Source organism: Halobacteriovorax sp. BALOs_7 (genome assembly GCF_003612895.1).
Classification (GTDB): Bacteria; Bdellovibrionota; Bacteriovoracia; order Bacteriovoracales; family Bacteriovoracaceae; genus Halobacteriovorax_A; species Halobacteriovorax_A vibrionivorans.
This window is the reverse complement of the sequence record NZ_CP027772.1, coordinates 2,096,503-2,109,814: the sequence shown is the minus strand read 5'-3', so window position 1 is coordinate 2,109,814 and position 13,312 is coordinate 2,096,503. Positions and strand designations below refer to the sequence as shown.

Below are 13,312 nucleotides of genomic sequence, written 5' to 3'. Positions count from 1 at the left end.
TAATCTTTAATTACTTTCTATCTCTTAGGTATAGATCTTTAGCGAAACCTTCTCCGCCTTCTTCATTATCATTACCATAAGACATAATATTGTACGTCTTACCATCAGAAGTATAAACGTATTCCATATCCCATGGATCTAGAGGAATTTGATCTGCATCAATAAATCCATTTGGTGGATAGTTACGACACTCACGTCCTCCTGAAGGCTTTGATAGAAGTGCTTCTAGACCTTGTTCTGTAGTAGGGTAGAAGTTACACTTTCTTCTAAAGTCTTTTAGAAGTGATTCAAGTGACTTCATCTGGATGTTAGCTGATTTAACACGACCTTCTTCTAATGAATCAAAAACTTTACCTGCAATAAATGTCCCCATTAATGAGATAAGTGTTAATGCAATTAGAATTTCAATTAGCGTCATACCTGCTTGGTTTTTTAAAGCCTGAACCTTAAAAAAGTTTTTAAAATTGTAATCTTTCAAAATAAATCTCCTTAAATATCTTCTCTTCCTAAAATCAAGTTAAGCTTAGTTGATTGAGTTCAGCTCCATCATTGGAACAACTACCGACATTACAATAAATGCAACGGCACCACCCATTCCCACCATCATAATCGGTTCTAAAACAGATGTTAACCCACTTAGCTTAGATTCTACCTGATCTTCGTAGTTTTCCGCAATAATGTTAAGCATTGGCTCAAGTTCCCCTGACTTCTCTCCTAGGCTGATCATGTGTGTCACCATAATAGGAAAGTGTCCAGATTGAGCCAAAGGCGCTGCCATTGAAGAACCTTCAGATATATTAACACGTGCACTCTCAATTGCATCCTGCATGTGGACATTGCCGATTAGATTTTTGACAATTTTCATGGCAGCAAGAATTGGAACACCCGAATTCAATAGAGTTGATAGAGTTGAGGCAAAACGTGAAACGTTTACCATTGTTATAAGTTGGCCAAAAATTGGTAGCTTTAAAGTTAATGAGTCCCAACGTGAACGGCCTTTCTTTGTATTGATATAGCGCTTAAATAACCAGAAGGCGCCGAATAGGCCAACGATAACGGCCCACCAGTATTGTTGAAGAAAGCTTGAGAGCCAAATTGAAATCTGTGTTGGTAGGGGAAGCTCTTTTTTCATTGAGACAAAGATTTTTGTAATCTTTGGAATAACGAGAACTAGAATAACACCCATAACGGTTGCACCAACAATAAGCATAATTATTGGGTACATCATGGCACCCTTCACTTTATTTTTTAATTTAACTTGCGCTTCTGTAAATTCAGCAAGACGTAGTAGAACGATGTCTAAAGTTCCTGATTGTTCACCGGCTTCAACCATGTTGACATAGATATGGTCAAAAACTTTTGGGTAATCAGCAAGGGCGGCAGCAAGGGAAGAACCCTCGTTAACCTTTTGTCTTATTTCTGAAAGTATAACCTTAAGTTTTGGGTTTTCACATTGCTCGATTAAAGCATTAAATGATTCAACAATTTGAATTCTTGCTTTAATAAGCGTTGCTAATTGTCTTGTCATTAATGAGAGATCATTAATTGAGATTGTGCTACCAAAGTTGATTTCAAAAGATGCTTTTGATCCCGATTTATGCTCTTTTATTGATGTGAGCATAATACCTTGAGCGCGAATTTTTGCTTTTGCGGCCAATTCATTTTCGGCCGTAATATTGCCTTTCTTCTCGCTACCTGTACGATCAATACCTTTATAATCAAAAATGGCCATGTATTACTCTTTTCTTTCTTCTTCTGTTTCAATATTAATGGCACGATTCATTTCAGAGATAGAAGTGATACCTCTAAGAACCTTCTCAATGGCGTCATCGCGAAGTGTCTTCATTCCAGCTCTTTGTGCCGCACGTTTAATCTTTCCAGAGGGTGCAGAGTTAATAATCATCGTTCTGATCTCGTCGTTAATCATAAGAAGCTCTGCAACTACTGTCATTCCAGAGTATCCTTTGTTATCACAACTTGGACAACCTACGGATTCATAGACAGTGTGTCCTTCAGGAATCGCCTTAATACCTAATACTTCAAGATCAAATTTCGTAATTTCTTTTGGTCTCTTACACTCACTACAAAGTGTACGAATAAGTCTCTGTGCTAGTGCGCCAGATAGGGAAGAGGCAATCATAAATGGTTGTACACCCATGTCAATTAGACGGTTTGGAACAGAAGAAGCATCGTTGGTGTGAATTGTTGATAGAACAAAGTGACCTGTAATCGATGCTTGAATTGCCATTTCCGCTGTTTCATAATCCCTCGTTTCCCCAACCATGATAACATCAGGGTTTTGACGAAGAATAGCTCGAAGTGCTTTAGCAAATGATAATTCAATTTTGTGATTTACCTGAATTTGTGAAATACCTGGTACTTCATATTCCACCGGGTCTTCAACTGTAATGATCATACGATCAGGAGTGTTGATACGACTTAGCATTGCAAAGAGAGTCGTTGACTTACCGTGACCAGTTGGCCCTGATACGTAAACAATTCCATCTTTTCTTTGTGATAGGGCATCGAGATCATTTAGAACCTTCCCATGGAAGCCTAAGTGATCCAGTTGAAGGATATTATTATCCTTTTCTAGTATCCTCATAACAATACGTTCACCATTTTGAACTGGTACTGTTGAAAGACGAATATCAATATCTTTTCCGGCCATCTTAATTGGAATTCGGCCATCTTGTGGCATACGCTTTTCTGCAATATCTAGTTTTGCCATAACCTTAATACGTGAGGCAACAGCAGAGTGAGTTTTTAGAGGTTGTCTTAAAACTTCCGTCATAACTCGGTTGATACGAAAACGATAAATCGACTCTTTTTCATAAGGTTCAATATGAATATCTGTTGCACGCTCTTTAACAGCTCTAAAGATAATAGAGTTAACAAAGCGTATAACAGGAGCCTCGTCAGCTCCAGCATCAAGGATATCAATTGGCCCATCTAGGTCGAGAGTTTCATCAAACTCGTCCTCAAGAGATTGAACCATATTCTTATTAGCTTTCTCGTAAACTCTGTTGATTGCATCATTAACTTTTAAAGGCTGAGCAACTGAGACATGAATATCTTTTTTAAAGATTTCTCTTAAATCATTGATGGCATCAAAGTTAAAAGGGTCGGTGATAATAATTGAAACAAAGCGTGGTGTTTCTAGTACTGGAATTAACTCCTGACTTTTAGCATAGTTAATCGGAATATTAGTAATGAGTTCAGGGTCAATCGTATCAACATCAATTTCAGTTTCATAAGGAATATCAATTTGATGACAGATTACTTTTGTGATGTCATGCGGATGAATGTAATTCTTCTTTAAGAGAATTTCTCCAATTAGCATTCCCGATTCTTGTTGAATATCCAGGGCCTCGTCAAGTTGTTCACGAGTGAGGGAAGTGTGCTTAATTAAAAGCTCACCAATCTTCTCTTTTCCCTGTTCAAATGTTTCTAGCACTTGGTTTCTCATATACTGTGTATGCCTTTATAACTCTTACTTACTAATGATAACGTCTTTATTACTTGTTTTAATTCTTACTTCATTGTCTTTTTTTGAAGCAGCTTTTTTAGACTTTACCTTCTGAACGATATCTTCATACTTTGGTTTATCAACAGGAGCGCTACTGTTTAAGTCCATCTCCTGATTTTGAACACCTTTCTTATTCTGATCTTTGTAGTAACGGTTACGACTTTCATCATAAAGTGGACCGTCTTGTTGTTTCTTGGCCTTATTGTAAAGTCCTTTGGCCGTTGATTTAAACGGATCGTTTTCACCATGGTATTTCTTCAGGTGAGAGGCACGACGATTTAAATTCTCTTTAACAGTTTCAGCAACATCTTGCTGGTAGTTATCTAAAATACTTGGTGTTAAGAAAAATAACATATTAAGTTTTTCAGTCTGTGTACTTGTATTCTTAAATAGCCAGCCTAGGACAGGGATATCACCAAGTAGTGGAACTTTTGAAACAGAGTCAACTGTCTTGTCTCGCATTAAACCACTCATGGCAATTGTGTCACGATCTCTTACTGTAACTGTTGTAACTGCACTTCTAACAACTGTACCAACACCGACGTTTTGAACACCTGATGGAAGGGCACGGCTAGAGAAGTCTTCTAGGTTCTGATCAATCTTAAGTTTGATATAACGAGTAACCTTATTGATTTGTGGTGTAATCTTAAGTTTAAGAGTTACGTTTTGTGTTTCAAGTGATGTCGTTGTCGACCCATTTGAAGCTTGTGTCTCTTTAGGCACAGGAATCTTCTCACCAACTTCAAATACACCTTCTGTATTATCTTGAACGAGTAGTTGAGGAGTCGAGAGAACATTTGTGTCACCGTGACTTGCAATCGCTGAGATCAGTGCGTTCACTGAATCGATCTTAACAGTTTGCCCACCAACATCAACTTCAACTTCGTTTCCGATACCAATACCTGCAAATAGTCCACCGATTGATTGCCATGAACCTGAAAGTAGTTGAGTTAGTGTACTTCCTGAAGAACCTTGCAGTGAACCAGCTCTATCAGCAGCACCTGTTCCGTAGGCTCCAACAATTGATACACCTAAGTCTCTTGACTTAGAAATATTTGTTTCCATAATTAGACCTTCAACAAAGACTTGGTCTTTAGGTTGGTCTAGTTTCTTGATTACTTTTTCAAGTGTTAGCCAATCAGTAGGAGAGGCAGTAACAACAAGAGCGTTATTTGATTTGTCTGCTGTAATTCTAACTTCAGCATTGAATAATTCGTTTTCATCATCGTTACTTGCTGCTCTGGAGAAGCGTGATCGTCTCGTCGTTCTCGATGTTCTAGAGCTTCCTGAGCTACTAACTAGTTCAGAAAGTGTCTTAGACATATCCTCGGCATCACCGTGGTAGAGGTAGTAAACATGGATTTGCTCATTATTTGAAGCGACTAGCTCAACATCAAGTTTATTAATTAACTCTTTTAATCTCTTTGCACCACTTGAGTTGGCCATTGCGATAATAGAATTTGTTCTTGGCTCAGCGGTAAGTTTTGAAATACTTTGTCCTCCGCCATCATTACTACGACGTGCGGTCTTCTTTGATGTGTCATCCTTGAGGATTTTATCGAGAAGCTTTGCAATTTCTGAGGCAGAAGTATTTTTAACAGGTATAATTTGAAGCGTTTCTTCGTGTCCTGGAACATCGATGAACTTAATTAAGCTCATAAGACGATTAATATTAGAACCTGTATCTTGAATGATAATTGTATTTGTTTGTTTAATTTCAATAATACGCCCATAACGAGACATAAATGGTCTAAATGAACGAGAGACCTCAGTCGAGTCAATATTCTTTAGGGCAATAATCTTCATTAAGTAATTTTCAGTTTCTGGAACGTAGTTTCCCGTGTAGATCTTTGTTGGGATATAACGAATATCTCTTGCTTGAACAATCTTATAGAATGCACCTGATTTAACCATTGTTAAACCATTCATATTAAGAGCTGCTAGGTATGCCTTCCATGCATCTCCAACTGTAATTGGAGTAGGTGCAGAGATTGAAATCTTTCCTTTAAGGTCTTTGTCGATAATAAGATTGAGACCAGTAAGCTTTTGCATATGTTTTGTCAGATCTTGTAGGGATGTATCTTCAAAGTCAAAGCTAGTAACAATTTCAGGACCAAAAGCTGTTTCTGGATTTAGGTTTACATAGGCATCATCAGTTTTCTTTGGTTGATTTGCAGTTCTTCCAAAAGCATCACTCCCTGAAGTCGCTGTACTTGTGTTAAGTAAGTTTGCTGCAGATGGTCTGTCGCTGCTATCGCGATTAACTTTCGTCTTTGACTTAAACTGTCTAAACTGCGCTTCTGCATATGGTGTAGACAGGCAGAGTAGTGAAAGTGCTGAAAGATTTAAAAATAGTTTCTTCATCCGTGATCCCTATGATTTAATCAACAAAGTTATAATTAAAGCTTTGGTGAACGCCATTGCGTTTGATACCTAATTCGTAATAGTCCGTAGACTTAATTTTTCCAAACATCCCCATAATCTGGTTCATGTTATTTATTTTTGCGCCGTTGATTTCGCAAATAATGTCATCATTTTGAACATTCAGGTAAGAGTAGATTGACCCTGGCTTTACCTGTGTCATTTTAAAACAAAGTGAACCATCTGGATTCTTAATTGTAATGGCCTTAGCTTGAGTCAAAACATCACCAATATTACTTAGTAGTTGATCTCTTAATTGCTTCTTGATCTTAAAGTTATTACCTTCAACTTTAATATCTTTATTGAATTCAGGCATCACATCCTTTGCTCGACTAGGAGGAAGGATCTTTGTTTTTGTTTTACGTGCAAAACGTCTCGCACGATCATCTACATTTTCAATATATTCACATTCACCTGAGCGAAGGTTTTTAAAGATAACCTTTTGACGTGAAATATTTCCAATCTCTGCAATATTATCAATCTTACTTCCAATCCTAACGTTTAAACGCTTTCCTCGGTTTGTAATACTTGCAACAGACTTTTTATTATTTTGTAGAACAACTGTGTTAATCAGTTTCAAGCCAAGCTTTGATTCTGCCTCGGCGCTACGACAAACTTTTATAATATTACGTGGCTTCTTAGGCTTATCTTCAACTTTTTCGTTCTTATCCTCTTGGATATTGAAAGGATTATAATTTCTTATATTAGCAATAGGACGATTATACTCATATGTTTGTGGACGACTAAATGTTGTCTGAATTGAAGAGCCTTCACCTTTATCTTTTAAATAGAGAGCGGCCATCTTTCCAACTTGATAGAGTAGGACGAAGGTAATGGCCAAGATAAAGTAACGATGTACCTGTGGACGATTCTCTGAACTAAGTAAGTTTGGTAGAAAGTATTGTGGCCCACTTAGTTGTTGCTTGCCTTTCTTTCCTGTTACATTAGCTGTTGAGAGCTCATCTCTTTTTGATTTGATACGATCAAGCATACGTTGCATTACGTTGTACTTATTTGCATCTTCATCTTCTTCTATTTCATCAACTTCAAGCTCATCGTCGTCTTCAGAGTCATGAGAATCATTATTCTTTTTTAATTTATTTTTTAATTTGCTTAAGAAGCCAGCGCTTTGCTCATCATCTGCTGATAGGTCATCAATATAGACTTCTAACGTTGGATCTTCCACCGCTGGGGGAGTTGGAGGAGTATCCTCTTCTTCGACTTCTAGATGATCTTCACCATCAAGTTCTTCATACTCTTCTTCGTACTCTTCATTATCGAAGTCTGCTTCTACTTCTTCCTCATCTTCATACTCTTCGTATTCATCAGATGGAGGTGTCTCAGGAAGATTTTCACTAGTGTACTCAGCATCATCCTGATCCTTCGACAGTTTCGATTTAATTTTTGAAAAGAATCCTTTCTTTTTCGTCATTCAATTTCTTCTTGAAAGTTTTTATATTTTAATACCTTATAGTATTTTAAGGTTGTTTACCCAAAGCATCAACCATTGATATATCTGGTAAGATTTTTCTTAAGGAAAGCAGAGTGTTGTGCTCGGATAATCATAATATCTGTTTACTTTGCGTATTTGACAATTGTCGTGCTAAAATGTCAGGGAATTCTAGTCAATCAATACTCTAATATAGTTAGAAGGATTTAAAAAAGGACTTAATGATGAGTGAAGAGAAGCAAATGATGGACTCCATTGTTGGAGACCTGTTCTTTGGTGAAGTTAAAGAAGAAAACGTTTTTCCATTTCCAGGTTTTACTGAAGAGCAGCAAGACTTTGGTCGCGAAATGGTTAACGCTGTTAGTAAATTCTGTGAAGATGCACTAGACTGCGAAAAAATGGATGAAGAGTCCGTTATTCCTGATGAAGTTATGAAAGGGCTTGCTGAGCTAGGTCTTTTTGGTATGGGTGTTAACGAAGATCTAGGTGGTCTTGGTTTAGATTACACTCTATATAGTCGTGTTTTTGCTGAAGTTGCTGCATTTGATGGCGCTGTTGCAACAATGATTGGTGCACACCAGTCAATTGGTTATCGCGCACTTCTTAATGAAGGAACAGAAGAGCAAAAAGCAAAGTGGCTTCCACAACTTGCTACTGGTGAAAAGTTAGCATCATTTTGTCTAACTGAGCCAGGATCTGGTTCTGATGCTTATTCTATTAAGACTAAGGCCGTTGATAATGGTGATGGTACTTATACATTAACTGGACAAAAACTTTGGATTACGAATGCTGGAACAGCAGAGTTCTACTCAGTATTTGCTAAAACTGATCATGAAATTGATGGTGAAACAAAAGAGAAAATCTCTTGTTTCATCGTTGAAAAAGGTATGGAAGGTGTCTCTTTTGGAGAAAAAGAGAAGAAGATGGGGATCAGGGCCTCTGAAACTCGCGCCGTATACTTTGATAAAGTAATTGTTCCAAAAGAAAATATCATTGGTGAGCTTGGAAAAGGTTTCAAGATTGCTATGAACGTTCTTAACTCAGGACGTCTATCACTTGGTGCAGGTTGTGTCGGTGGTATGAAGACTCTACTAAAGATGGCAACTGAGCACGCTAAAGGGCGTAAGCAATTTGGTGCACCAATTGCTGAGTTTGGTTTAATCCAAGATAAACTTGCTCTTATGGCAGCAAGAATTTATGCAACTGAATCAATCGTTTACATGACGACTGGAAATATGTGTAAAGGTCTTAAAGATTATTACTTAGAGACAGCTGTTTGTAAGGTTTATGGTTCTGAAGCACTATGGGAAGTATGTGATCAAGCAATGCAAATTGCGGCCGGTAACGGTTATATGAAAGAGTATCCTTATGAAAGATATATGCGTGACTCACGTATTAATATGATTTTTGAAGGAACAAATGAAATTCTTAGAATCTTCCTTGCTCTTTCTGGTATTAGAAATCCTTCTGAAAGTATGAAAGAGTTAGGTAAAGCGGCAGACGTTTCTAAAGCACTACAAGATCCAATTAAATCAGTTGGTGTACTAACAAACTTTGCACGTGGTCGTTTCTCTAAAATGATTGGTCAACGTCTTATTACTAAGCAACATGAAAAGCTAGATAAAGAAGCAGGGAAGTTTAACTCTCTTCTTGGTCAATTTGCGATTCAAGTTGAAAATACACTAATGAAGTACGGTAAGAATATTATTGGAAATGAGCTTCCACAAAAGAGAATTGCTGAAATGGCAATGAATCTTTATGTCATGCTTGCAGTAATTTCACGTACAACTTCTATTTTAAACAGTGAAAAAGTTGATCAGGCCAAGAAGGACTATTGTCTTAACCTTGCTCGTGTAGCACTAAAAGATGCTAGAGCAGTAGTTGTAACAAATCTTAAGTCAATGACAAATCACGATGATAAGATTGTTAAAGCAACTTCAGATATGGTTTGTGATAATGATGGTTACGGATTAGACATTATTAACTTCTAATTTCTCTAAAAAAATATTTTTCACAAATATTGGCCCTAGTTATTTGCTAGGGCCTTCTTTTTTCTATTATCATATAGGTATGAAAATTCACTACTTATTAGTCTTCGCTTTATTATTTAGTGCTTGCTCTTCTTTTAATAAGAAGAAAAAAGAAGTCAAAAGAAAGCGTGCAAAAATTAATTACGGCCCACAGAAGAAATCATCTGCATTTATTGATGTGACTCAGAAGGTTGGCCTTGCAAATATCGAAGCTTCTCGTGTTTATATTTATGATATCAATAGTGATGGGCTTGAGGATTTAGTTTTTCTAAGTGGGAATTATTCAACAGCTCAGTTCTATTTGGCCACAAAGAGTGGAGAATTTGTTAAGGCGAAGAATATTTACTTTGAGGATGATGTTCAAGCAACGTTTTTTCAGTTTTCTGACTTTGATAAAGATGGAACGACAGATGTATTAGTTGGGCTTCACAATCAAAAATCGGCCTTAACGAAAAAACCGATCTCTATTTATTTGGGAAATAAGTCTCGCGGAAATAGTATTATTTTTAGAAAGGCACATGAATTTAAATTTGATTTCATCGCACCTATTACTAATGTAAACGTCTTTGATTACGATAATGATGGTGAATTAGATATGTTTGTTGCAAGTTGGTTTGACCGTCGTAACAAGGGTAAACCTGTTGCAAACCGACTATTTACGGCCAAGAAGAAAAAGGTTTATGAAATATCAGGGGCCTTAACTTCTGAACTGGCAATGCGAGGTGATGAAGAGTATAACGTCGCACCTACATTCTCATCTAGTATCTGTGATATCAATAATGACGGATATGCGGATATTCTAACTAGTAATACGGCCGGCTATCCTAATAAACTTTGGCTTTCAACTGAGCAGAATAAAGTTTTAAAATATGTGGATTATGGACCTCAGTCTGGTTATGCCATGGATAGTATTACCAGTGGTGGACGTTTTAATGGTGGTAATTCAACCTTTGCTATTTGTGGTGATTACAATAATGATGGTTATTATGATATTGCCATGGGAGAGGTTTCAAAGTCTCTTGATCTCGACTATCGTGACCGTTCAAGTATCCTGACAAATAGAGGTCTTAAAAAGATTTCATTTTTAAGAACAGAATATACAAATGATGGTGCACTTACTAATTGGAACCAAGGTGATATGCGCGGACTTTGGAGTGATCTTAATAATGATGGCCTCATTGACCTAATTGTTGATAATTCGGGGTTTCCCCCGCACACAAGACTCGTTAGCTTTGTACAAGAAAATGATCACGAATTAGTAAACCGCTCAAAAGATTACGGTATTGATATTGTAAACCCAAGCTCAACTGTAGTCTTTGACTACAATGGTGATGGAAGAAATGATCTTTTAACAATTCAAGTTAATACCAGAGATGCACGCATTAAGCCGCGTGTTTATCTTTTTGAAAATAATTTACCACAGAAGAACTTTATTAAGTTGAAGCTTGAAGGTAAGAGGTCTAACCATGATGCAATCGGTGCAAAGATTATTGTTGTTACAGATAAAGGTCGTACACTAACGCGTCAACATTACTTTTCATATGGACAATTTCAACCACAAAACTCATCGATTGTTCATATCGGCCTTGGAGATGAAAAGGTTAGTGAAGTCATCATTGAATGGCCTTATCGCTTAAAAAGTGGAAAGAAACTTCGAAGAAGTTATCCTGTTATAATGAATGATTTAACATTGATTAAAGAATAGGTGCTACAGAAGTAGCACCTAATATATGAAATTATAGATTATTTTTGATTAAAGAGATCATCTCTTTTACTTGCTTATCACTGGCCTTTCCATTGATTTTATAAATGATATTTCCGGCCTTATCAAAAACAATAATATTAGAATCATCATCTTTTACAATTCCGTCCCATTTTTTTACGACGACTTTTTCTAGGTCTTTAACATATAATGTATTAGGGTACTTCTTTTGCTTATCTTCAAGAGCACCTTCTAGGATTGAGTTAGGTAGCCAAGTTGCATCCATATTGATTACGGCAACTGAAGCGTATTTTTTTAGATCAAATTTTTCAGCGGCCAGTGCTTCAGAAGCATGGTTATTTAAGTCTTTCTCATCTGGATCAACATAGAATAGTACGTGTACTTTGCCTTTTAGCTCTTTTGAAGACCAAGCATTCCCATTTAAGCGTCCGCCATTATCTCCTGAAATTTCTACTACTGGTGGTCTAATTGCAAATGATGCCACACTTGAAAGTAGTAGTGCCCCTAAAATCAACTTCTTCATAACCTCTCCTAATCGATAAATGTTTTATTGAATATTTGCTTAATATTCTTATTAAATTTTGAATCTTTCTTTAGCGTATGCTTAAGTATTTTTGTTCTTAAAGTATCGTTATATTCAACTAATTCCTGCATCAACTCGTCAAACTGATTTAATTCAATCACATTTGGGATACGTGTTTGAAAGAAGTCCTTTAGTTGTTTGATTCGATTCTTTTCAATGTCCAAAAAATTCGTCAGCTTATGTCCTTCTTGTCCATTATCGCTTCTCTTTTGAACCGGCGCAAACTCTTCTCCTAACACTTTTCGGATATGTTGATCAATTTTCTTAGCATCGTTATTATCATTATTGTCGTCGTTCATACTTTATCCCTTGGCCTCTTCTTCAAGAATTTTTAGAATCTTTTCAAGTTTACTTCCTTCCTTGGCCAATGATTTAATAATTCTTTGAGATGAAATTGTGCGAGAGAACTCGTCTAAGCATAGCTGAACATCTTCATTTCTTATGTTAGATGCTGAGATATCGATGAAGTCCAGTATTTTTTGTTCCTTAGTCGTAGGTCTCGTTGCTTCAAATTGATAATAGCTTGGGAGCTCTTCGATACTTTTGAAGATTGGAAACTTAGTCCAAATATCTTCGATATCGGAAATAATATAAAAAGGGTAGGGAAACTTAGGTGATAAGTTTTCCTCTTCCATAACATTGGAGAGAAGGCCAAGTAACTTGATAAGGCGATCTCTTTTAAGGCGAGAAGCATCAAGGTAAACCGGTTGATGGCCAACACGATAATGTTTTAAATTTGCCTTGATTTCCACTTTATCAATGGACTTCAATTTGAATTCTTCAAGAATAGGAGTTTTCATTTAATTATTATAACAGTTTCTTGTGTTATTGATAAAGCGAATATAAGTCTGGAAAGTGATGGAAATCTCATTTATCATAGGTATATGGAATTGGATTACATAGAACTTCCCGAGGCATTTTGTCAGTTACTCATCAGTAACGTATCAAGCTCAAGTCAGACCTCTGTGGATCTTCAAAAATATATTTATCAATCACCGGCCATGGCAAGAATTCTCTATCGAGTTTTAAATGCTGGTGAAGAGACAGACCTCACTTCACTTATTAAGAAGTTTGGATGGCATGGGATTCGTGATCGTTTATTGGCCTATTATATAAACTTCTTAGAAAATAGTAATCATCCCCATTCAGTTTTAGTTGATAGTGTTGATGATATTACAAATCTAGAAGCTAGGTTTCGTGATAAAACAGTAAGTGGATATTCTAGACTAATATCTCTTGGCTTTTATTTAAAAGTCTCTTGTTATGAACAAGACTTAAAGTCATTGGATGAGCATCCTTATTTTCCATCTCGTAAAATCGATCAATTAATGGCCTCTGTTACAAATCGAAATATAAGAATTGATATTCTGATTTTGATGCTTGTGCATTTCTTAAAATTTCTAGGTGAAGAAAAGCTTTTTGGATTAATTAAGGCCAAATCAAGCTTTGATATGATTGAGACTATGCTCGAACCAAATCAGAAACAATTACTACAAAAGAATTTAATAAATTATGCGCTTAGTATTGGGGATCTCGAACTAGTTGCGGCTAAGACTGTTTAGGATTCATTTAAAGG

Annotated in this window: 11 protein-coding genes; 3 read left to right on the top strand and 8 right to left on the bottom strand. The window is 36.5% G+C overall.

Translation table 11 applies throughout. The features are described from left to right. Positions 1 to 10: 10 nt before the first annotated feature. Genes gspG through BALOs_RS10015 form a run of 5 tightly spaced genes read right to left on the bottom strand, consistent with a single transcriptional unit; the run spans position 11 to position 7,382 of the window. Positions 11 to 478 carry a type II secretion system major pseudopilin GspG gene (gene gspG / locus BALOs_RS10035; protein WP_115363576.1) on the bottom strand — a complete coding sequence of 156 codons (468 nt, stop codon included), beginning with the start codon at positions 476 to 478 and terminating at the stop codon, positions 11 to 13. A 45-nt stretch (positions 479 to 523) separates the two neighbouring features. Beyond that, a complete protein-coding gene (gene gspF / locus BALOs_RS10030) occupies positions 524 to 1,732 on the bottom strand; it encodes a type II secretion system inner membrane protein GspF (RefSeq protein ID WP_115363574.1) in 1,209 nt (402 codons plus the stop codon). 3 nt (positions 1,733 to 1,735) lie between these two features. Beyond that, positions 1,736 to 3,469, bottom strand: a complete 1,734-nt coding sequence (locus BALOs_RS10025) for a GspE/PulE family protein (protein ID WP_120405090.1) — start codon at positions 3,467 to 3,469, stop codon at positions 1,736 to 1,738. Positions 3,470 to 3,493: 24 nt separating this feature from the next. Then, on the bottom strand, positions 3,494 to 5,893 hold the full coding sequence (gspD, locus tag BALOs_RS10020) for a type II secretion system secretin GspD (RefSeq protein WP_115363570.1): 2,400 nt from the start codon (positions 5,891 to 5,893) through the stop codon (positions 3,494 to 3,496). A gap of 16 nt (positions 5,894 to 5,909) precedes the next feature. Then, positions 5,910 to 7,382, bottom strand: coding sequence for a type II secretion system protein N (locus BALOs_RS10015; protein ID WP_120405089.1), 1,473 nt, complete (start codon positions 7,380 to 7,382; stop codon positions 5,910 to 5,912). A 242-nt stretch (positions 7,383 to 7,624) separates the two neighbouring features. Here BALOs_RS10015 and BALOs_RS10010 point away from each other — a divergent pair, with 242 nt between their 5' ends. Both BALOs_RS10010 and BALOs_RS10005 read left to right on the top strand, forming a co-directional pair. After that, positions 7,625 to 9,391, top strand: coding sequence for an acyl-CoA dehydrogenase family protein (locus BALOs_RS10010; protein WP_158536922.1), 1,767 nt, complete (start codon positions 7,625 to 7,627; stop codon positions 9,389 to 9,391). Positions 9,392 to 9,470: 79 nt separating this feature from the next. Then, positions 9,471 to 11,135, top strand: coding sequence for a CRTAC1 family protein (locus BALOs_RS10005; protein ID WP_120405088.1), 1,665 nt, complete (start codon positions 9,471 to 9,473; stop codon positions 11,133 to 11,135). Between the two features lie 31 nt (positions 11,136 to 11,166). Here the strand turns inward: BALOs_RS10005 and BALOs_RS10000 are convergent, their stop codons facing one another. From BALOs_RS10000 to BALOs_RS09990, 3 genes are read right to left on the bottom strand one after another with little or no spacing between them, the layout of a single operon-like run. After that, positions 11,167 to 11,676, bottom strand: a complete 510-nt coding sequence (locus BALOs_RS10000; RefSeq protein ID WP_120405087.1) for a YtfJ family protein — start codon at positions 11,674 to 11,676, stop codon at positions 11,167 to 11,169. A gap of 8 nt (positions 11,677 to 11,684) precedes the next feature. Next, positions 11,685 to 12,035 (bottom strand): hypothetical protein, encoded by a 351-nt coding sequence (locus BALOs_RS09995; protein ID WP_115363551.1) that lies wholly within the window; start codon positions 12,033 to 12,035, stop codon positions 11,685 to 11,687. A 3-nt stretch (positions 12,036 to 12,038) separates the two neighbouring features. Beyond that, on the bottom strand, positions 12,039 to 12,536 hold the full coding sequence (locus tag BALOs_RS09990; protein ID WP_115363549.1) for a hypothetical protein: 498 nt from the start codon (positions 12,534 to 12,536) through the stop codon (positions 12,039 to 12,041). 84 nt (positions 12,537 to 12,620) lie between these two features. Here BALOs_RS09990 and BALOs_RS09985 point away from each other — a divergent pair, with 84 nt between their 5' ends. Then, entirely contained in the window at positions 12,621 to 13,298 is a 678-nt protein-coding gene (locus BALOs_RS09985; protein WP_133296982.1) for a hypothetical protein, read from the top strand. Positions 13,299 to 13,312 lie beyond the last annotated feature (14 nt).

What these genes read in the sequence shown, in the direction of transcription:
- BALOs_RS10000 (WP_120405087.1), bottom strand. Translation starts at nt 11,676, where the DNA reads ATGAAGAAGTTGATTTTAGGGGCACTACTACTTTCAAGTGTGGCATCA.
- BALOs_RS10010 (WP_158536922.1), top strand. Translation starts at nt 7,625, where the DNA reads ATGAGTGAAGAGAAGCAAATGATGGACTCCATTGTTGGAGACCTGTTC.
- gspF (WP_115363574.1), bottom strand. Translation starts at nt 1,732, where the DNA reads ATGGCCATTTTTGATTATAAAGGTATTGATCGTACAGGTAGCGAGAAG.
- BALOs_RS10015 (WP_120405089.1), bottom strand. Translation starts at nt 7,382, where the DNA reads ATGACGAAAAAGAAAGGATTCTTTTCAAAAATTAAATCGAAACTGTCG.
- BALOs_RS09990 (WP_115363549.1), bottom strand. Translation starts at nt 12,536, where the DNA reads ATGAAAACTCCTATTCTTGAAGAATTCAAATTGAAGTCCATTGATAAA.
- gspD (WP_115363570.1), bottom strand. Translation starts at nt 5,893, where the DNA reads ATGAAGAAACTATTTTTAAATCTTTCAGCACTTTCACTACTCTGCCTG.
- BALOs_RS09985 (WP_133296982.1), top strand. Translation starts at nt 12,621, where the DNA reads ATGGAATTGGATTACATAGAACTTCCCGAGGCATTTTGTCAGTTACTC.
- BALOs_RS09995 (WP_115363551.1), bottom strand. Translation starts at nt 12,035, where the DNA reads ATGAACGACGACAATAATGATAATAACGATGCTAAGAAAATTGATCAA.
- BALOs_RS10005 (WP_120405088.1), top strand. Translation starts at nt 9,471, where the DNA reads ATGAAAATTCACTACTTATTAGTCTTCGCTTTATTATTTAGTGCTTGC.
- BALOs_RS10025 (WP_120405090.1), bottom strand. Translation starts at nt 3,469, where the DNA reads ATGAGAAACCAAGTGCTAGAAACATTTGAACAGGGAAAAGAGAAGATT.